21 protein-coding genes and 2 riboswitches are annotated in these 20,098 nt (G+C 61.9%); of the genes, 12 read left to right on the top strand and 9 right to left on the bottom strand.

The genetic code is table 11. The features are described 5' to 3' along the window. Positions 1–58 precede the first annotated feature (58 nt). Genes cobU through K4G67_RS16285 form a run of 9 tightly spaced genes read right to left on the bottom strand, consistent with a single transcriptional unit; the run spans position 59 to position 8,584 of the window. Positions 59–586, bottom strand: coding sequence for a bifunctional adenosylcobinamide kinase/adenosylcobinamide-phosphate guanylyltransferase (gene cobU, locus K4G67_RS16325; RefSeq protein WP_239807327.1), 528 nt, complete (start codon positions 584–586; stop codon positions 59–61). Next, the gene (locus tag K4G67_RS16320; protein WP_239807326.1) at positions 583–2,043 is read right to left on the bottom strand and encodes a cobyric acid synthase; all 1,461 of its coding nucleotides are present in this window, start codon (positions 2,041–2,043) and stop codon (positions 583–585) included. Before K4G67_RS16320 ends, cobU begins: the two co-directional genes overlap by 4 nt. Continuing rightward, entirely contained in the window at positions 2,031–2,978 is a 948-nt protein-coding gene (gene cbiB, locus K4G67_RS16315; protein WP_239807325.1) for an adenosylcobinamide-phosphate synthase CbiB, read from the bottom strand. Before cbiB ends, K4G67_RS16320 begins: the two co-directional genes overlap by 13 nt. Next, a complete protein-coding gene (locus tag K4G67_RS16310) occupies positions 2,971–3,948 on the bottom strand; it encodes a threonine-phosphate decarboxylase (protein WP_239807324.1) in 978 nt (325 codons plus the stop codon). The genes cbiB and K4G67_RS16310 overlap by 8 nt, the downstream gene beginning before the upstream one ends. Beyond that, a complete protein-coding gene (locus tag K4G67_RS16305; protein ID WP_239807323.1) occupies positions 3,945–4,658 on the bottom strand; it encodes an adenosylcobinamide-GDP ribazoletransferase in 714 nt (237 codons plus the stop codon). Before K4G67_RS16305 ends, K4G67_RS16310 begins: the two co-directional genes overlap by 4 nt. Continuing rightward, positions 4,655–5,233 carry a histidine phosphatase family protein gene (locus tag K4G67_RS16300; protein WP_239807322.1) on the bottom strand — a complete coding sequence of 193 codons (579 nt, stop codon included), beginning with the start codon at positions 5,231–5,233 and terminating at the stop codon, positions 4,655–4,657. Before K4G67_RS16300 ends, K4G67_RS16305 begins: the two co-directional genes overlap by 4 nt. Next, positions 5,230–6,246: a nicotinate-nucleotide--dimethylbenzimidazole phosphoribosyltransferase gene (cobT, locus tag K4G67_RS16295; protein WP_239807321.1), complete on the bottom strand. Its 1,017-nt coding sequence runs from the start codon at positions 6,244–6,246 to the stop codon at positions 5,230–5,232. The genes K4G67_RS16300 and cobT overlap by 4 nt, the downstream gene beginning before the upstream one ends. Beyond that, a complete protein-coding gene (locus tag K4G67_RS16290) occupies positions 6,243–6,650 on the bottom strand; it encodes a DUF1636 domain-containing protein (RefSeq protein WP_239807320.1) in 408 nt (135 codons plus the stop codon). Before K4G67_RS16290 ends, cobT begins: the two co-directional genes overlap by 4 nt. After that, positions 6,650–8,584 (bottom strand): TonB-dependent receptor plug domain-containing protein, encoded by a 1,935-nt coding sequence (locus K4G67_RS16285; protein ID WP_239807319.1) that lies wholly within the window; start codon positions 8,582–8,584, stop codon positions 6,650–6,652. The genes K4G67_RS16290 and K4G67_RS16285 overlap by 1 nt, the downstream gene beginning before the upstream one ends. Positions 8,585–8,781: 197 nt before the next feature. Then, a riboswitch (cobalamin riboswitch) is annotated at positions 8,782–8,972 on the bottom strand. Positions 8,973–9,031: 59 nt separating this feature from the next. Next, a riboswitch (cobalamin riboswitch) is annotated at positions 9,032–9,230 on the top strand. 210 nt (positions 9,231–9,440) lie between these two features. On the opposite strand from K4G67_RS16285, the gene K4G67_RS16280 reads away from it, so the two are divergent. From K4G67_RS16280 to K4G67_RS16225, 12 genes are all read left to right on the top strand, one after another. Further along, complete coding sequence (locus K4G67_RS16280) at positions 9,441–10,025, top strand: hypothetical protein (RefSeq protein WP_239807318.1); 585 nt, start codon at positions 9,441–9,443, stop codon at positions 10,023–10,025. Then, positions 10,022–10,639, top strand: coding sequence for a cob(I)yrinic acid a,c-diamide adenosyltransferase (cobO, locus tag K4G67_RS16275; RefSeq protein WP_239807317.1), 618 nt, complete (start codon positions 10,022–10,024; stop codon positions 10,637–10,639). The genes K4G67_RS16280 and cobO overlap by 4 nt, the downstream gene beginning before the upstream one ends. Next, on the top strand, positions 10,636–11,946 hold the full coding sequence (locus tag K4G67_RS16270; RefSeq protein WP_239807316.1) for a cobyrinic acid a,c-diamide synthase CobB: 1,311 nt from the start codon (positions 10,636–10,638) through the stop codon (positions 11,944–11,946). Before cobO ends, K4G67_RS16270 begins: the two co-directional genes overlap by 4 nt. 137 nt (positions 11,947–12,083) lie before the next feature. After that, positions 12,084–14,345, top strand: a complete 2,262-nt coding sequence (locus K4G67_RS16265; RefSeq protein ID WP_239807315.1) for a TonB-dependent receptor — start codon at positions 12,084–12,086, stop codon at positions 14,343–14,345. Then, on the top strand, positions 14,342–14,920 hold the full coding sequence (locus K4G67_RS16260) for a hypothetical protein (protein WP_239807314.1): 579 nt from the start codon (positions 14,342–14,344) through the stop codon (positions 14,918–14,920). The genes K4G67_RS16265 and K4G67_RS16260 overlap by 4 nt, the downstream gene beginning before the upstream one ends. Next, entirely contained in the window at positions 14,917–16,437 is a 1,521-nt protein-coding gene (locus K4G67_RS16255) for a PepSY-associated TM helix domain-containing protein (RefSeq protein ID WP_239807313.1), read from the top strand. The genes K4G67_RS16260 and K4G67_RS16255 overlap by 4 nt, the downstream gene beginning before the upstream one ends. A gap of 129 nt (positions 16,438–16,566) precedes the next feature. Then, positions 16,567–16,827: a ribbon-helix-helix domain-containing protein gene (locus K4G67_RS16250; RefSeq protein WP_239807312.1), complete on the top strand. Its 261-nt coding sequence runs from the start codon at positions 16,567–16,569 to the stop codon at positions 16,825–16,827. Between the two features lie 3 nt (positions 16,828–16,830). Beyond that, entirely contained in the window at positions 16,831–17,253 is a 423-nt protein-coding gene (locus K4G67_RS16245) for a putative toxin-antitoxin system toxin component, PIN family (protein WP_239807311.1), read from the top strand. 395 nt (positions 17,254–17,648) lie between these two features. Beyond that, on the top strand, positions 17,649–17,915 hold the full coding sequence (locus K4G67_RS16240) for a hypothetical protein (protein ID WP_239807310.1): 267 nt from the start codon (positions 17,649–17,651) through the stop codon (positions 17,913–17,915). 56 nt (positions 17,916–17,971) lie between these two features. Next, a complete protein-coding gene (locus K4G67_RS16235) occupies positions 17,972–18,334 on the top strand; it encodes a lysozyme inhibitor LprI family protein (RefSeq protein ID WP_239807309.1) in 363 nt (120 codons plus the stop codon). A 9-nt stretch (positions 18,335–18,343) separates the two neighbouring features. Further along, on the top strand, positions 18,344–19,228 hold the full coding sequence (locus K4G67_RS16230) for an LAPAL motif-containing putative phage structural protein (RefSeq protein ID WP_239807308.1): 885 nt from the start codon (positions 18,344–18,346) through the stop codon (positions 19,226–19,228). 462 nt (positions 19,229–19,690) lie between these two features. Beyond that, a complete protein-coding gene (locus K4G67_RS16225; RefSeq protein WP_239807307.1) occupies positions 19,691–19,954 on the top strand; it encodes a hypothetical protein in 264 nt (87 codons plus the stop codon). The last annotated feature ends 144 nt before the right edge of the window (positions 19,955–20,098 follow it).

The raw sequence follows: 20,098 nt of genomic DNA, 5'->3' as shown, positions 1-20,098 counted from the left end.
TCCCGCCAATCTTCCACCCGGCTTCGCACGCCAAATAGGACGTAGGGGCCGATTGCTCTCAGTCGGTCTCCATTGCCGCGCCCTTGAGGAAGAGCGGGATTCCTGCAGTAACGAGCACTACTTCCTGCGCGATTGCTGCGATCACCTTGTTCAATCGTCCCGCTTCATCACGAAATCGTCGCGCGAGAGCGTTCTCCGGTACGATGCCCATGCCGACCTCATTGGCCACCAACGCCAGTGGAACGGGACAAGCCGCTATTGCCGAGACAAGCCCCCGGGTCATCGTGTCCACATCGCATTCCGCCAGCATCAGGTTCGACAGCCATAGCGTGAGGCAATCGATCAGCACCGCGTCCGACGATCTTGCTGCTTCGCCAAGCGCATCGGGAAGATTGATGGAAACCTCGAATGTACGCCATCGTGCTCCGCGATCCTCGCGATGGCGCGCAATGCGCTGCTCCATTTCCCGATCAAGTGCCTGGGCCGTGGCAATGAAGCCAAGGCGCCCCGGCACCGCCTCGACACGCTCTTGCGCATAGGCGCTCTTCCCCGATCGCGCGCCGCCGATGACGAACAGCCGCGTCATTCCGCCGCCAGCGCCGCCAGCGCTATCAGGCCATCGATATCGACATGGCTTTCAAGGTCCTGGGCCAGTTCGTCCAGCGCCGCGTCCACATATTGTCCGTGATCTCGGGCGTCGGACCTCGCGCCGATCTTTTCCAGCAGCGCGCGGCGTAGGTGGCCCGAGGCGAGGAGGCCGTGGCAATATGTCCCCATGACATTCCCATCCGCGGATATAGCGCCATCGGGACGCTCGCCATCGAGCACGGCAAACGGACGGTCGATCGTTGCATGATGCGTCTCGCCCATATGCATTTCATAGCCTTCGAAGTCGGCCCCCAGTGCGGTCCCGCGTACCCGCCGCAATGTCTTTTGGGTCCCAAGGGTCGTACGATGATCGAGCAGGCCGAGCCCGGCGATCTCTCCCGGCACGCCCTCTATGCCATGCGGATCGGCAATCGCTCGGCCCAGCATCTGGTAGCCCGCGCATAGCCCCAGTATTGGGCCGCCACGTCGGCGGTGAGCAAGGATATCGATGTCCCAGCCCTGTTCACGCACAAACGCCATATCGGCGATGGTCGCTTTTGACCCGGGCAGGACGATCAGGTCCGCCGCGGGCGGTATCGGTTCGCCCGGCGGGACCATCGCGACATCCACGTCCTTTTCAGCCTTGAGCGGGTCGAGATCATCGAAATTGGCGATGCGCGGCAGCATCGGGCAGGCGATCAGCGTCCGGCCGCTTGTGGGAGAGAGCCCGCGCTCGAGCACGACGGCATCCTCGCTGGGCAGGCGGGTGACGGCACTCAGCCAAGGCACCACGCCAAAGCCGCGCCAGGCGGTGCGCTGCGCAATGGCAGCATAGCCATCGTCGAACAGCGCCGGATCGCCCCTGAACTTGTTGACGATGAAACCCCGGATCATCGCCGCATCGTCAGGATCCAACACTGTCCGCGTCCCTACTAGCGAGGCGATCACCCCGCCCCTGTCGATATCCCCTACCAGCACTACCGGTACATTGGCCGCGCGGGCAAAGCCCATATTGGCGATGTCGCCAGCGCGTAGGTTGATTTCGGCCGGCGACCCCGCGCCCTCTACGATCACCAAATCGCATTGCCGGGACAGGCGCCGCCAACTTTCCAGCACTTCCGGCATCAGGCTGCATCGATCTTCACGGAAGCGCGCCGAATCAAGAGTGCCTCGTACCGTGCCGTGGACGATCAGTTGCGATGTCCGGTCCGCCTGCGGCTTCAACAGCACGGGATTCATATCCGTGTGCAGTTCCGCCCGCGCGGCAATCGCCTGCAGCGCTTGCGCACGTCCGATTTCGCCGCCATCGGCGGTTACGGCCGCATTATTCGACATGTTCTGCGGCTTGAACGGCAGCACCTTCAAGCCCCGGTTGGACAAGGCCCGACACAGCCCCGCCACCAGCACCGATTTGCCGACGTCCGACCCGGTTCCCTGCAACATCACACCAGCCACGTCGCCGCCCCCACTGCAAACCACGCGAGCACGCAGGCCCGGATATAAATGCCCCCTGCCCGCCGCACCGTTTCCGCATTCGCTTCGTCGCCATCGCCGATCCATGGCTTCGCCGACACAATGCCATCATACCGGACCGGACCGGCAAGCCGTACGTTGAGAAATCCTGCCATGGCCGATTCGGGCCATCCGGCATTAGGTGACGCATGCCGACCATGATCGCGCCACATGACGCGCCACCCGTTCCCTGCGCCTTTGATACCTGCCAGACAGATCAGGATCGCACTCAGCCGCGCGGGTATGGCGTTGGCAAGATCGTCGATCCGTGCCCCCGCCCAACCATAGTTACGCAGCGGCTCTTCCGGATGCCCGATCAGACTGTCTGCCGTGTTGATCGCCTTGTAGACCCACACTCCGGGCAGGCCGAGCACGCATAACCAGAACAGCGGCGCAATCACGCCGTCGCAGAAGCTTTCCGCAAGACTTTCGATCGCCGCACGGGACACACCGGCATTGTCGAGGGCGCCGGTATCGCGGCCGACGATCCGTCCAACAGCCGTCCGCGCCGCGATCAGATCGTGTTTGCTCAGCGCTTTCGCCACCGGCCGGTAGTGATCGTAAAGGCTGCGCTGCGCCAGTGCGGGCCATGCTGCGAATGCCAGCGGCAACCAGGCCCATGCGCCGGCCAAAGCGCGTATACTCCATTCGACGGCAAAGGCGGTCCCGCCGCTTGCCAGGATCAACACCAGCATGGCGGCAACACCCGCAAGGCGCCGTCGCAGGGTTGTATAATCCTGACGATTCCATCGGGTTTCACACGCCGCGATTATCCGCGCGAAGGCCCCCACCGGATGACCGACCCGTCGATAGAGCAAGGCCGGCCAGCCAAGCGCGGCATCCAGCGCCAGCGCGCCGATGGCGAAAGGTTCAAGCATCGCGGAACCAGCAGGTCAGAGCGGCATCCAGTCGCGCCAGTTGCATGCCATCGGCAGGGAGCCCGAAGCGCAACAGGCGCGGATGGTTTGCGAAAGGGCGCGTCAGGATATGGGCCTGCGCCAACGAAGAAAACAGGCCTATCGCATTGGGAATTTCGACCAACCGGAAGAGCGGGCAAGCGCCCGTTGGCTCCAGCCCGTGGCGCGTCAGAACCGCGTCGAGCCGGCGCGCCCTTTCCGGCAGGTCTGTGCGAGCCTTTTCAATCCAACGCCTGTCGATATAGGCTTCGCTGCCAAAGGCCAATGCGGCGGAGCAGACCGGCCAGTCGCCTTGCAGCTTGCGCAATTCCGCCAGCAGCGGCGCGGGCGCCAAGACGAAGCCGAGCCGAACCCCCGCAAGCCCGAAGAACTTGCCGAATGAACGTGTCACGACAAGGTTACGACCATTGGCGACATCGCCCGCGATACTTGCATCCCGGTGGCAATCGGCAAAGGCCTCATCGGCGATCAGCCATCCCCCGTCCCGCTCCTGCCTCTCCAATGCGGATAAGAGGTATTCGCGTGGGTGGAGCATCCCGTCCGGGTTGTTCGGATTGGCGACGATCAGGGCTGTAGGCCCGGTATGGTCCGGTGGCGGACTGGTGAATGCTTTCGCGTATGTTCCGTAAGCAAGCGGGACATGACGGGCGGGCATGTCGAGAATCCGCCCAAGCGCCCGCAGGCCCGCTTCGCTTCCGGGAACTGCGCAGCACAGGGCCGGATCGGCGCCGAAATGCGCGGCGGCGGCTTCTTCAAGCCGCCTGAGCGCGCCTGTATCGGGCAAGGCCCGCCAATCCAGCTGGATTGCGTCGACGCCGGGCCATGAGCAGGGATTGATGCCGGTGGACAGATCCAGCCAGTCGGCCGGATCGCCGCCAAAGTGGGCGCAGGCCTCGTCCAGACGGCCACCGTGGGTGACAAACGCACTCATGCGAAAAGGACCAGTGCGGCCAGGGTGACGGTTTCGACCACCTCTATACCGGCTCCGTGGCCATCGCCCGAGATACCGCCGATCTTCCGACGCAGCCACAGGCTCCACAAAGGAATGGCGGCAAGGGCGACAAGCAGCATGGGTCCGGTCCACCATGCCGATACGCAAAGCACCACAAGCCATATCGCACAGACAGTCCGGCTGGCCCCAGCACCAAAACTTGTTCCCATGCCGCTGTGCAGCGGCGGCAGAGTCAGCGCCCAGACCAGCGGCCCGATCCGCGCCGCGACGGGAACGGCGGCCAGCACCACGAGCGGGACCGCTTCCATCGCTAGTCGCAGCAGAACCAGCTTTGCGATCAGTTGCAGGCATATGGCAGTGACGCCGAAGCTGCCTATATGCGGGTCCGCCAGAACGGCGGAAAGCCGCTCCGGTTTTTCATGGGCCGCACCGGCGGCATCGGCGATGTCGCCAAGACCATCAAGATGCAGCGCGCCGGTTATCGCCACCCAGCCGAGCAATGCCGCGACTGCGCCTGCCCAGGGATCGTGACGCAGGCCTGCCCATGCCGCAACGGCCACGCAAAGTCCGACTAAGATGCCGGCGACGGGAAACCAGCGTATCGCCCGCGCAACGTCCTGTTCGCTGGTGGCGATCGCGGGCAGCGGCACCCGCGTCATGAGCTGGATGGCGAGGATCAGCGCTTTCATTCGCTATATCCCGTTTCGAGCCCGATGATCTGGCCGGACGGCGGATCGCCGGACCATATCCGCAGGGAGACGAGTGCACGGTAGGGCAGATCGATCGCCCAAACCGCATGGTGGTCAAGCCCGGTCAGCACCGAAAGCGCAGCGCGCATGGCGCCGGCATGCGTGACCACCAGCGTTGCCGTTGCGAGCCCGGTCAAGCTCTCGTCTACGCGCTGGCACAAGTCCGTCCAGCGTTCACCCCGTGGTGGTGCGTTGCCGTCGGGGTCTTGCCAGAAGCGAGAAAGGGCGGCGTTATCTACGACGCTGGATAGCAATCCATCCCACGCACCGAAGTTCAGTTCGCGCCAGCGCGGATCGCATGTCAGTGGAATGCTGCATCTTTCGGCGAGATGCGTTGCCTGCAGCCTGGCGCGGCGCAGATCCGAGCTTACGATCCCTCGAAGGCGCAAATCTGCGACCCTGCGCAGCATGACGGGGCAATCGTTGACGAGCGGAGGCTCGTCCAAATGGCCGAGCAGAAGCCCGGTGCGCACAGGCGGGCCGTGGCGCAGCAAATGGACGATACGTTCACTCACGATCCGCCGGCCACCTCAGCTTCGGCGAAGGTCGCCATCTCGTTGTGCGTGGCCAGCGCCGCGCGCACGATCGGAACGGCGGTGGCGGCGCCCGAGCCTTCCCCCAGCCGCATTCCCAGATTGAGCAACGGCGCCAGCCCGAAATGTTCGAGCAGCCGCACATGTCCAGCTTCGGCCGAGCAGTGCCCGGCAAGGCAATGATCGGTAAATCCCGGCATCCGGGCAACGAGCGGCGCAATCGCGGCGCAGGCTATGAAGCCGTCCAACAGCACCGGCATGCGAAGTAGCCGGGCGGCTAGGATCGCGCCCGCCATCGCCGCAATCTCACGCCCGCCAAGACGGCGCAGCGTCTCGAAAGCATCGCTGCAATCGCTCAGGTGCAGGGTCAGAGCCTGCTCCACGGCACGGACCTTGCGCGCCATGGCATGACTGTCGATCCCCGATCCACTGCCGCACCACAACGCCGGGCCTCCGCCGAAAGCGGCGGCGCACAAAGCAGAGGCGGGCGTCGTATTGCCAATGCCCATTTCGCCAACCACCAGCAGGTGCGTGTCCGGGCTGACGGCCCCTGCCCCCGCGTTCAGCGCCGCCAGACATTCCGCCTCGCTCATGGCAGCTTCGCGCGAGATGTCACCAGTGGGGCGGTCGAGATCGAGCGGGACGACTGACAGCTCAACCCCGCCGGCGCGACACAGCGCGTTGATAGCAGCCCCTCCCGCCTTGAAATTGGCGACCATCTGCGCTGTCACCTCGACCCGAAAAGCGCTGACCCCGTGGGCGGCAACGCCGTGGTTGCCCGCGAAAATCACAGCCTGCACGCGGTCTATCCGGGTGCGCGACGTGCCTTGCCAGCCAGCCATGAACGTCGCGATGTCCTCCAGTCGTCCTAGCGATCCGGCGGGCTTGGTCAGTTCGGATTGACGCGCGCGCGCAGCCGCGATGGCAGCCTCGTCCGGGACAGGCAGAGCGCGTAGAGTCGCCGAAAAGGCAGCGTGATCGTCAAAGTGGATCATGTGCACAGGTGTCCCTCGGGCGGAGTACGAGTGATGAAATGACCCTTCACGCCATCGGGCCAGTCGGCGTAGCGCACCACACCTTCATCACTGGCGGCATGATGCGAGGCATATTCCAGAATGGCGCGGGCTGCCTCGCGATCCGGCGCGAAGTCGCCCAGTACGTAGGCTACCTTGCCCGGCGCGCGGATAAGGACGACGCAGTGGCGCTTGCACGCAAACAAGCAGGGCATCTCCTGCACCGCCACACCTGCAAGATCCGGTTCGTCTGCCTGCAGCGCTCGCATGGCTTCGGCGAGCAGTGCGCCACCGCGCCGCCCACCTTCGTCCTCGCGCGCAGCGGCGCTGAAGCGGCAGGTAGAGCAAACCACTATCGCAGCTCCGGGCGCGGCCGCGCGCAGCATCAGAAGCGACTCCTGAAGCCGACGTAGAACGTCCGGCCGAGTGCGGCGTAGCCGCTCGCAGTCTGATAGCTCTTGTCCGCCAGGTTCTCGATCCGGCCCTGCAGAAGCAGCCCATCGGTAACCGGCCACTGCGCACGCACGTCGAATAGCCAGTAATCGTTCAGCATCCCCGTGCCGCTGGCGCTGTCGAATGTCCGGCCCGAATAGCGCGCGGCCAAGCTGCCGCGCAGGCCGGAGAGAAGTTCCACACCCACTTCGACATTTGCCAGATGGCGCGGCACGCGGGCGAGCTGACGGCCATAGGTGTTACTGTCCGGCGTACGGTCTTCCGCCTCGATCCAGCTATAGTTGGCATTGGCGAAGAGCAGTTTCCAGCGTGCGGCAGCGGCCAGTTCGAGGCCCCGCGTGTGGCTCTTGTCGATATTGGCATAATAGCCGAAGCGGGTCGTGGAGGTGCCCGGAATGTTGCACGCATCGGGCAAGGTGCCGCTGGTGGGGCAATAGGCAAAATCTATCAGGTTGTCGGTATCGCGTTCGAACCAGGTGGCTGAAACGCGGAAGATCTGGCCCAGGGTCTGCTCCGCGCCCACTTCCCAGCCCTTGGCCTTTTCCGGGCCAAGATCCGCAACGCCATAGGCGCTGAACATCTGGTAGAGCGAAGGTGCCTTGTACCCTTCGCTGTAACTGGCCCGCAGGACGGTTGCGCCATCATTGGGGGTATAGGCCGCGCCGGTGCTCATCACTGTGTTGCCGCCGAACCGCGACTGATGATCGTATCGCACTCCGCCGTCGAGCGTAAATCCTGTCACCGGTGTTACGCGGAGCTGTCCATAGACGCTGTTGGTGTCGGCCCTGTGTGGGGTCTTGTCATATGGGGTGCTGCTGTTGGCGGGCGAGGCTGTCGTCATCCGCTGCTCCTCGCGCTCCGCCCCGAACAGAAACTGGATCGCATCGGAAAAGCTGTAGGTGCCCTGGTATTCGAAACGGCGTACTCGGCCGTGTGCGTCGAAATTGAGCGGGCGAACATCGCGGGTGGGGTCGTAGTTTCTACGATCGGTCACCGACTGCATCACTGCAAGGCGATTGGTGAACCGCCCGCCCAGCAGAGCAAAATTCAGGCCGACGTAGCCGGACCATTCCTTTGTCAGACCAAAGCTGGGCGAATCCCCGGCGAAACTGTCGAAATCGTTGCGGGCGTCGGAATAATATCCGCGTAGGTCAAGCGAGACATGGGGCGCCAGAAGCGCGGTGACGGTGCCGCTGGCGGCGTTGCGGCGGTAGCCGTCGTCCTCGGTGCCGCCCGCACGCGCGGAGATACCATCGGTGGTGAACGTCGAACCGGCCAGCCGCCAGTCCAAAGCATCGCTGGTGCCCCCCACGCCCGCACGGGCGGAGAATGTCTCGTGGCTGCCGCCTTCGGCCGCAAAGCTGCCCTCCAGCGACTTTTCGGGCTTGCGGGTGGTGACGTTGACCACTCCGCCGATCGCATCGCTACCCCACAGGATCGACTGTGGGCCGCGCAAGATCTCGATCCGTTCGGCATCGTCGAGGAAGAGATTGGCAAAGCCGAATCCGCCCGCGGTGGAGGAAGGATCGGACAGGCGCATCCCGTCGAGGACCATCACCGTTTGACCGCCATCGGCGCCACGGATGCGCAAGCTTGTTGTGGTGCCGTAGCCCCCATTGCGTGACAGGTTGATGCCGGGCGTGCGCAGCAGGATGTCGGTCAGCGTGATCGACTGGTTTTCGACAATCGCCGCCTCGTCGAGCACGGTGACGCTCGAGGACACACGGTCCTGCGGCACCGGCGTTCGAAGGGCTGTGACGACGATACTGCTATCGGGTGCTTCCTCGGCCCGCGCGGCGCTTGTGAATACGATGGAGACGAGGACGGGAATGGCCGGGACGGAGGCCATACGAAAAAATCTGAACATGGGACGGGTCCCTTCATGCAAACGGCGTTGTGCCCGCCGGTTGCATTCAGCACGAAGGAACGGCCCCACACGCCCGGATCGGGCACGAAACGACGCCCCTCGCACGGAACTGGCCGGCAAGGCGGTGGCTGTCGTTGCGCGAGGGATGACCCTGTTTATCGCAGGGCCCTCGAACACCCGGTGCACCCTGCCCGGATGAAGAACGACCGCGTCAGGCAGGTCTCCTGGCTCGCGGGTCGGTGCCGGTCCGGCCGCCTTCTCAGGACTGGTGAGTCCCAATGGCGTAATGGCCTGATGGCTCGCCGCTTACAGTTGCAGGGGCAGCCCGGGTTTCTCACCCGGTTCCCTTTTGATCCCTTGCGGGGGAACCTGTCGCGACGCCGCAACTATCGCGGCGATCGGATGTGTGCAAGTGCAATATACTTGCGAAGCGCTGCAAGCTTGCGTAGTCGCTGCAATGTAACGGGTGCCCGAAAGGGCTTAATCGGGAAGTCCGGAAGGCGGCGAATGTCGCCTAGGCCGGCACTGCTCCCGCAACTGTAACCGGTGAGCGCATCGCCTCATGCCATTGGGTTTTACCCCGAGAAGGCGGCGAAAAGCGCGGCGAACCGGAAGTCAGGAAACCGGCCCGATACCGTCGTTCCTTCGCGCGGGCGGGATGAACCGGGCGGACGAGGGCCTCGCATAGGCGGGGAGCTTCCCTTGGCGGACGACATCTGTGTGTCGCGTCGAAGGGAGCCTGTGAAGTCCATGCCAAAACGCTGAACCTTCCGGGGCATTAGTCCTTGGCTCCCACGCGCGCTGTGTTGGCGCGCGATCAGACGCATTCCTCCTGACTCTAACGGAGATACCGACGATGAATCGTTCACCCGCTCTGCAATTCAACCGCTTCGAACTGACGGTTTTCGGCATCCTTGCCGCCGTGATGCTGCTCACGCGATCGCATGCCCTGACGCATCTGGTCCACATCCCGAGCACGGCGCTCGCCAGCTATTTCGTGCTGGGATACTTCGTGCGGCGTTTCACAGCCTTCGCCGCGCTCTTCGCGCTGGGTTATGTGATCGACGTGGTGTCGATCTCGATCCTTGGTGTATCGGATTTCTGCTACACCCCTGCCTACGCCATGCTGATCCCGGCCTATGCCGTGATGTGGATGGCGGGTCGCTATGCCGCCCTCATGCCCGAGCGCCTGCAGTCGCTCCCCGCGATTGCCGTTCTACTGGTGGCAGCCACGTTCGTATCCCACCTTTTCTCCAGCGGGGGTTTCTACTTCCTCGGCGGGCGCTTTCCCGATCCTACTATCGCTGAGTTCCTGCCGCGTATCGCCCGCTATTTCCCGTTTTCGCTGACATCGAGTGTGATGTGGACCGGCGTTGCAGCGGCACTGTGGGCGTTGCTGCTCACCGCACGTCCTGAACTGCGTCGCGGACATTCGCAGTGAGCGGCTGCGAAGAACTTTCCGAGAAGGAGCGGCGCCACAAGGAACGCACCCGCAAGCACAAGGCAGTGGTCGATGCGAAGATCGCCGCTGCCACGATCGACAAAGGGCTGGTGCTGGTCCTGACCGGTAATGGCAAGGGAAAGTCCTCCAGCGCTTTCGGCATGGTCGCGCGAATGCTCGGCTATGGCCGGACGGCGGCGGTGTTCCAGTTCATCAAGGGCAAGGAGGATGTCGGCGAACGCGCTTTCCTGTCCCGTCAGGCCGGCGTGATCTGGGAGAACTGCGGTGAAGGCTTTACCTGGGAAACGCAGGATCTGCGGCGCGACATCGCCACTGCGCGGGCCGGTTGGAAAAAGGCCAGACAGGCCTTGGCCGATCCTTCTATCTCGCTGGTGGTGCTTGATGAGCTGACCTATCTGGTCAACTATCGCTACCTGTCGCTAGACGAGGTTCTGCCGCCGATCCGGGATCGACCGGAGATGCAGCATGTCGTCATCACCGGTCGGGCGGCACATGCCGATCTGATCGACCTGGCCGACACGGTCAGCGCCATCCGTGACGAAAAGCACGCCTTTCGCGCGGGCGTGCGCGCACAGCAGGGCATCGACCTGTGACGGAAGTGGCGCGCTGCCCAGCCTTTCTGGTCTCGGCCCCGGCCTCGGGGCAAGGCAAGACCTTGGTGACGGCTGCGCTGGCGCGCCTTCACCGCAAGGCCGGGCGGCGCGTCCGTGTGTTCAAATGCGGCCCGGATTTTCTCGATCCGATGATCCTCGAACAGGCGAGCGGCGCACCGGTTTATCAACTCGACCTATTCATGGTTGGCGAAGATGAATGCCATCGCCTGTTGCACCAGGCGGCCATGGAATCGGACGTCATTCTGGTCGAAGGGGTCATGGGACTATTCGATGGCGATCCGTCCGCTGCCGATCTCGCCGTGCGCTTCGGTCTGCCGGTTCTGGCGGTCGTCGATGGTTCGGCCATGGCACAAACATTCGGGGCGCTCGCGCACGGACTGGCCAGCTACCGCCCAGATGTGAATCTGACGGCGGTACTGGCCAATCGCGTTGGTAGCGAACGCCATGCGGAAATGTTGAAGGCAAGCCTTCCGCCCACGATCGAATGGCTGGGCGCCCTGCCCCGCGATGCCGGCTTCTCGGTTCCGGAGCGCCATCTTGGCTTGGTGCAAGCTGGCGAAATCAAGGACCTGGACACACGGCTGGAAAACGTCGTCGCTCATCTTCCTGCTACCGCATGCCAACTGCCCGCCGCGGTCGCGTTCGCCCGGTCCACCGAACAAGGGAAGCCGCAAAGGTTGCTGGAGGGCGTATGTGTAGCCATCGCCCGCGACGAGGCGTTCGGATTTATCTATCCGGCTAATCTGGAGTGCCTGAAAGCGATGGGCGCACGGTTATCGTTCTTCTCACCGTTGAGGGATGAGGCCTTGCCTCAATGCGATGCGCTCTGGCTGCCGGGCGGCTATCCGGAACTTCATCTGAATGCGCTGGCTGGCAATCGATCCATGCTGGAATCGGTACGCAGTCATCACAGCGCGAATAAGCCCATCCTCGCCGAATGTGGCGGCATGTTGTACTGTCTGGATGCTATGGAGCTGCACGATGGCACTCGCCGGTCACTTGCCGCCATCCTGCCCGGAAGCGCCATCATGCAGCCTCGGCTTGCTGCGCTTGGTCTACAACGAACGGTCCTGGACGGCGAAACCCTGCGCGGCCACACTTTTCATTACGCGCGGATGCAGACGCCGCTTACCCCCATTGCGACGGCGGGGAACACTCAGGGACGGGAGGGCGAGCCGATTTTTCGCAGCGGTTCACTCACCGCCAGTTTCGTGCATTTCTATTTTCCATCATCCAGCCACGGCACTGCGCGGCTCTTCGATCCCTTGAGCGCGCGGAGGATGTAGCCCGTCGTGTTGCGACTTATGGATCGAACATCTGGTGTACAACGGAAGCCCAGCCCCAATGACGTCGGCAAAAGCCTAAATGCAATTGACTCGCAATAGCGAGTCAGATTAGGGCGCCCCCGTCACAAGGGGGAAACATGAAACATCACTGGTTGCTGTCCACAACACTGCTCGTCATCTCGGCTGTGCCGTCGACCGCGTTGGCTGAAGATGTGCCGCCAGCGGATGACCCGAACGTGATTATCGTGACCGGCGAAAAGGCATCGCGCAGTCTTCAGGAAACAACGGCCTCGGTGAGCGTGACGACCGACAAACGGCTGGCCGAGGAGAATATCCTCACGATCCAGGAAGTGTATCAACGCACGGCCAACTTGTCGGAAACCTATGGCTCGTCAGGTTTCTCGATCCGCGGTATCGATCAACGCGGTGTTTCAGGCGGCGGGGACGCGGCCACGGCGACGGTGTTCGTGGATGGCGCGCCGGTTCCGCAGGATGTGCTTTCGAATGGCCCGACCGATATGTGGGACGTGGCGCAGGTCGAAATATTCAGGGGCCCGCAATCGACCATTCAAGGCCTCAACGCGCTGGCCGGCGCGGTGCATATCCGCACGCAGGATCCAACCTTCGATTGGGGCCTGAAAGGCCGCGTGCTCGTATCTTCCTTCGATACGACGCAGTTCGCGGTTGCGGGCGGCGGACCGCTCGTGCCGGGCGAACTCGCCTTCCGCGTCTCGGCGGAAAAGCGCGATTCCGATGGATATATCCGCAACATCACCCGGAACGAACCGGAGAGCGGTGTGGATTCCTCCTCGATCCGGGGCAAGCTCCTGTGGACGCCATCGGCGCTGCCTGACTTCGAGGCGCGATTGGGCTATCATCATTTCGAGACGAAGGGCGGCTATCTCTTTACCTATGTCGACCGGTCAGTCGGCGACTATTTCGACAATCGGACCAATCCGTCCGACTATCCCAACAGCAGTGACGTCGACAACGACCAGATCGCCCTGGATTTGCGCTACGACCTTGGCAGCGGCCTGTCGCTGAGCGCACTCGGCACATGGACCGACACCGACTTCGTCCGCAAATACGACGGCGACTTTTCCGCTGCGAGCATAGCCTATAGCGACATCGCAGGCGGAGCGGACACGTTCACGCAGGAACTGCGCCTCAATTATGAAAGTGATCGGCTGAGCGGCCTTGTCGGGCTGTTCTATTATAGTCGCGACCAGTACCGTCGCTCTCACCAGGTGACGCTGGTGCCGACGCCTGGACCGACCATCGCAAACCTGCTGACAGGTACTCTGGGCGCCGAAACCGCGGCGCAGGTCGCGGCGCTCTACACCGCCGCGCTGCCCAATATCCCCGTCGACTACACCTCGGATTTCCCGACCAAGGTCGAAACGATGGCCGTATTTGCCGACGCGCGCTATCGCCTGACCGACCGGCTCTCGCTGCTCGGTGGCTTCCGCTACGACCGCGAAAAGAACAGGATCGGCGGCGAGGCTATCGCCACATTCGTGGGCACCCTGCCCGACCCGGCTGCCTATGGCCCGCTTGCTCCGGCTTTCGTCGGAGTCAATGCCGCGGTCCTGGGACTTGTCGACGACGCAAGCGGTTCGGCGCCCGTGGGCACGCGCACTTTCAATGCGTTCCTGCCGAAAGGTGGGATTGAGATGGCATGGACACCCGACCTTGCCACCGCCTTCGTCGTCCAGCGCGGCTACCGCTCCGGGGGAAGCGGATTCAACACCGCCCGCTCGCAGCTCTTTCCCTATGACCCCGAGTTCACCTGGAACTATGAACTGTCGCTGCGTTCGGCCTGGCTTGACGGCCGCCTGACGGTGAACGCCAACGCCTTCTACATCGACTGGACCGACCAGCAGACCATCGCCAACTTCGGTAACGGCACCTACGACACACACACGGTTAATGCCGGCAAGTCACACCTCTACGGGTTTGAACTGGAACTGGCGCACCGTGTGTCTGCGGTCTTCGACTGGTATGCGAGCGTGGGCCATACGCGCACCAAATTCGACGAGTTCGTGACCAATGTCGGCTCGATCACCGACCTGTCCGGTCTGGAATTTCCTTACGCTCCCAAATGGACGCTGGCGGGCGGGGCCAATGTGCGTTTCGGTGGAGGCTTCAACGCCAATCTGAACGCCAGCTATCGCAGCGCAGTCTTTACTGACGTATCGATCCCGCAAGCGGATAACCGTGTCGGCGCCCGGACACTGGTCAATGCGAAGATCGGTTATGACGCTGAACATTGGAGCGTGTCGCTGTTCGCCAACAACCTGTTCGATGAGAAATACAATCAGTACGTCAACAACCACACCAACTTTGCCATCATCGGTGCGCCGCGCAACGTTGGCGTGATACTGGAAGCCGGGTTTTGAACGGTCTGGCGCTTTGTGGCGCGGTAACGGTCATTCTCTGTGAGACAGCCGTGGGGGCATGGATGCTCCGAAGGGCCTGGAGCCTCAAGACCGGTAAAGCGCCGTGGCGATGTGGCGGGCTTGGGCTGCTGGCACTTAGCGTCCTGTGGCCCACGTGGCTCCTGGGAGAAGCGCGCGGCCCATTCATCGCGCTGACGCTGCTGTCGATCGCGGCCTTCGGCGTCATCGTCTCGGGATATACGCTCCGGCCAGTCAGGGCGAGCCGAGCGGCGCGCGAAGGATTGGCGCCTGAACCCGCGGAACGCGCACCCAGCGCCTGGCGCACAGCACTGCGCTGGGCGCTGGCGGGTCCGGTCGGCATGATCGCGGCAATGGCACTCGGCATCAGCTATGCCGTCTGGGCACCGGGGGAACCGCAAACCCGCCTGCTGGTCGGTGGCTTGATCGTGCCCGTGGCCTGGGGCGGAGCGATGGCCTGGACTCTGGCCGACAGCCGCATCCTGCGTGCGACCGGTGTGCTGGTCGGAACAGCCGTGGTCGGCTTTGGCGCGGCGATGCTCCGGGGATTCGCATGACGAAGCGGAAAAATGGCTCGGCATTTCCGTCGTCCGATCTCGTGCGCGCCGTTCTCAAGGGACATAGCGGTCTCGGCCTTGCCTTCGCGGCCATTCTCTATCTGGTCTGCCTGACCGGCGCGATCGCGGTCTTCGCCACTGAATTCCAGCGCTGGGAAAATCCCGACGCACCGCGCATGGACAGTTTGTCCGGCAAGGCGGCCCAGACCGCCTATCGCACCGCGATGGACCGCGTCGATGGACCGGTCGAGCACGTTCTTATCATCATGCCGAGCGAGGATCGCCCGTGGCCGACACTGCGGGTCGATGCCGAGGACGGCACGCAGACCACGTGGATCGCCGATAGCGCCGGCCGCATCACGGGCGAACTGCGCCAGAGCTGGACCGAATTTCTGACGCGGCTGCACATCAACCTGCATCTGCCGCAAAGCTGGGGCATCCTCATCGTCGGGCTGGCCGGGGTGGCACTGCTCTCTTCGCTCATTTCGGGACTGCTGGCCCACCCGCGTATTTTTCGCGACGCCTTTCACCTACGGCTGGGCGGTTCGCGGCGCCTGCAAGAAGCAGACCTGCACAACCGCATCGGCGTATGGGCCCTGCCCTTTCACATCACGGTTTCGTTGACGGGAGCATTGCTGGGCCTGAGCACCCTCATCATCGGCGCGCTCGGCTTTGCCGTATTCAATGGCGACACAGCCAAGGTCTATGCCATTTTCATCGAGCCCAGTCCCGTGGAGGACGCACGGCCAGCGCCCCCGCTAGATATCGGGCCGCTGTTCGAAAAAGTGACCCAACGGACATCGGCTCGCATCGACTATATCATCGTCGAGCACCCGATGGAAAAAGGCGCGGCCGCGATGTTCGAAATGGAGGACGGTTCCTCACGGCTCGCTAGTGCGGATAGCTATGCCTTCGATCGGACAGGCAAGCTCTATTATGAACACAAGGCCGCGGACAACAATCTCGGTCAGCAGATTCTGGGGTCTCTCGGGCTTCTGCATTTCGGCTGGTTCGGCGGCGTTGCGATCAAAATCGCCTACGGCTTACTGGGCGTCAGCCTCGCCTACTTGGCGGTAGGAGGTGTCAATATCTGGCTGGCACGGCGGCGCGACAAGGGGCGTCCGGCACCCCATTGGGAGCGCCTCTGGACCGCGACCGTGTGGGGACAACCCGTCGCGCTGGCATGCGCCGCGATGGCGTCCTTGTTTACCTCCCTGGTCGCGCCCTTGATCTGGACTTGGGGTATAGTCAGCATTGCGGCGCTTGGCGTGGCCACCCTGTTTCCACCCGCTGCGCTGTCGCGGATCGGACGCGCCGGAACCGCCGGATTGTTGATCGCTCTTGCCCTCATCCATCCTCTTATCATGGAGAGCCGCGATGGAATGGCCTTGATCGTCGACGGCATTCTTGGGCTGATTGGACTTGCCTTGCTGACAACAATTCTCGCTCAGATCTCCATCACAAGGAGGTCGCGGCGGGCGACCAAAGCTCAGGATTCTACGCCTCAGGCTTCTTAACTTCTATACCACCGGCGATGAGGAAGTGGGACGCCGAATGGGGAGCTTTCCTTACCGGGCAAGGGCTTCCCTTGATAAAAGTGCACGAGTAGATATATACGTTTAGACACATAAACGCATAGGTGGCTTATGAGCGAGTTGGCTCGGTGGAGTTTGAAAGTATCGCGGGAAACGGACATTGCTCTTCGCACCTTGCTGGCTACGCGTGGCGGCAAGAAGGGCGATATGTCTCGCTTCGTAGAGGATGCGGTCAATCGAGAAGTCCTGCGGGAAACCGTCCGGGATATTCAGGCTCGCAATGCAGATGCTGATCCGGACGAGCTGGAACGGCTGATCGATGAAGAAGTCGGCGCCGCTCGGCAGTCTTTCTGGGCACAGGACCATCACTAACACGTGCGCGTCATTCTCGATACAAATGTGCTGTTGAGCGGGCTCATATCCCCCAACGGTATTCCTGCCCGCCTCATAGAAACATGGCTGGATCGCCGGTTCGTGCTCGTCAGCCATGCGCTCCAAATCGATGAAATCCGGGATGTTTCGCGGCGGGATAAGATACGCGTCCTGGTCCGTCCCGCCGAGGTTGGACGTTTGGTAAACCAAATTGGGTTGGTGGCGGACATGCCCACCGCCCTTCCCCATGTAAGACGATCGCCCGATCCCCGGGATGATTTTCTCCTTGGCCTATGCGATGCGGGGAGAGCCGATTGGCTCGTCACGGGAAACAAGGACGATCTGCTCGCGCTCGAACGTCATGGATCAAGCCGCATCGTCACCGCCGCAACATTGGCCGATCAGTTGGGCATGGGCAAAGGGTGACAGTTCGAAATCAAGCTGGAAGCATACCTTCTATGGAATCCCAACTTGTGCCGTGAACATCAGCAGGTCCTAGGTGGACGTGAAACTGTGCCGTTGCCTCTTGTGAATCGTTGGTTTTCGGTGTTGCTCGATATTAAGTTCGAAAGTGCAAAGACGCAGCTAGATACCTGTATAAAATGGAAATTTCCCTTCGAAATTCCCTTCTCTTAATCAGCGGGTCCTAGGTTCGAGCCCTAGTGCGTCCACCATTTACTCCCTTGATAAATCGATGTTTTTCTCCATCGAGGCGCTAGACCCGGTTAGCACTTCGCACTGCTAATTCGTCCGATGCGTTCCGAGGAGAGGGTATCTCCACTGCTAACCGCAGAAGGGTGATTCGGCGCCCATGCGGCGCTATGGAAGATGAAGAGAAGAAAGGGCATTACGATGCCTGCATCATGGATTGGTCCCTGTGCGACATGCGCGACAACAAGGGTGACAATTGGCCCGTAATTGTCGGCGATGTATGGTTTGATAAACTCAACCGCTGGGAAAACGGCACGAGGATCCGCACTGGCATAGTCAGATCGATGCCAGAGCCGCCTCTGCGATTTGGCGATCTCATTCGAACAAAGACGTGTTCGTATCTGCTCGGCCGACCGAGCGGAGTGACGATCCAGTAGCGTCCGCCCTCACCCGCTGCTATTCAACGGACAACGCACTGAGGGGACAATCCATTATGCTCTACGCTCTCACGCTTGCAGCTGCAGCGCTCAGCCAGGCGAATGCACTGGCAGATGATGCCGATGCGGAATTGAACCGCTACTACACGGCAGCAATGGACCGTCTTAAAGAACAGGGCGAGGACTACCACCAAGCGCGCACCGAACTCCGTGACGCTCAACGGGCCTGGATCAAATACCGGGATTCCGAATGCGGAGCGGTGTTCACGAATTGGTATCCGGGTTCGATAGCTAGAACCATGGCTGCCGATTGCTCGGCCAGACTGTCCCGAGCGCGCACGCACGCGATCTGGGCCCACTGGCTCACTTACGCGGACTCAACTCCTCCGATCCTTCCTGAGCCGTCGATTACCGAATAATCCATAACGATGGTAGATCTGACGAAACACGTGCGGACCCGTATCCGATACGACGGCCCCGCTCTGATCGGTCATGAGATGGACGTGCAGGAGCTGGCGCCCGCACTGCTCGCTATGGCCGAGATCGTTCAGATCGCCAATCGCAAGTTCAACGGCGAGGCAGTCGCTATTCGCGTCATGGTCGATGCTGATGTCGAGCAGCAGTGCTTCCAGCTTGACCTGAGCCTCGTGCAATCGGTCCTCAACCAGGCAGCCACGCTACTCGGTCACAGGGACCTCGCAACGGCCAAAGAGATCGCCGAATGGATCGGCATCATCGGTGGCAGCGGGCTCGGCTTATTCGCCCTCCTCAAGCGGATCTACGGCAAGGGAGACACCTCGCCGGCAGTGACGTTCTCGACCGGCGATCAGACTGGAACGACCATCATCAACATTGCGGGCGATGCGCATGGGATAGTCGTGCCGACCGAGACCGCACGGCTACTCGTCGATCAGGATGTCCAGAAGAATGTGCGAGGCGTGCTGAAGCCCCTTGAACACGATGGCTACGAAGATATCACTTTCCTGCATGATGAGAAGCCGGTCACCCAGATCGAGAAGGACGAAGCGCTCGCCATCCGTTCGGCCCCGCCCATCACACCGGAAGAGGACCAAACCGAGAGTGCGTCAAAAATCCGCGGTGCCGTTCGGATCAAGTGTCCTCAATACGAGTGCGGCGCGCGATGGTCTCTGCTATATCAGGGCCGCGCGATAGATGCAGAGATGGATAACCAGACAGCAAAGTGGGTCGCCGAATTTTCAAGCAAACCGGATATCCGCGCCGCCAAACACCGTCCTCGAGGTCAGCATGACAGAAACCGTGCGGCTGACTGCTCATGGCCTCGCGGTCAGTAAGCCAATTTATGTCGTGCATGAAATCCATGATGTGACACCACCGTCGACCCAGCCCGGCCTCCCATTCTGAAATATTCTGAGCTTACCCGACTTGCTGAATGTTCCTATTTTGTTCTAGCGGTATCGAATGACGAATCGGACCCGCCCTCTTGCTCATGACGAAGTTCTCCGCGCTATGGCGTCGGCCATCTACGCTTCAGTCTTCTTCGACGAAGTGAATATGTCATTCGAACGTGCTGAGCGTCGGCGAACTTCCGAATATCGCCGAGCTATCGGTGCAGCTCAGCAAGCTCTGGCGGCTGCGTCGCGTATTCGCGAGCGCGAGAGGAGGCAGCTGCCGCTGCTGTAAAGCCTTCCACTCCGAGGGAGTCCATCTCAAGGGGAAAGAAAATGATGCAACAGAGCCGACGAAGCCATCGTGATGATTTCGACCGGACGCCGCGCCCACTCCAGTGATAGACCATGAACGGAACCCTCGAACAAGCAGCGCTCCTCGTCGCGGACCTCTCATGGGATGATTATCTGGCGAACTGGGACCTGCTCAACTTCGAGCAACGCCTCGACATGGGCGAATATTCGAAAATCTCGGCTAGCTTCGTCGCCAAGCAGAAAGCCAATACGCTGACGAAGATGAAAGAACATCCTGATGATTACATGGGAGAGAACCTACGTCGCTATCGCGAGGCGAAAAAGAAACCGGTCATCGTCCTCGTGAGACTCTGGTAGCCTTAATCTCACGTCTCGTCGCTTTGATCGACCAGTGAGCGTTTTCCGCAGCCTCGAGTCTTAACCCGTCCTATTCATGAGGCTACCGCTTCGTGTTGTTCGGACGGCGATGTGGCGGTGCCTGATTGATCAAGGCGCACGCCT

Source organism: Croceicoccus hydrothermalis, assembly GCF_022378335.1.
Classification (GTDB): domain Bacteria; phylum Pseudomonadota; class Alphaproteobacteria; order Sphingomonadales; family Sphingomonadaceae; genus Croceicoccus; species Croceicoccus hydrothermalis.
This window is presented reverse-complemented; position numbering and strand designations above follow the sequence as displayed.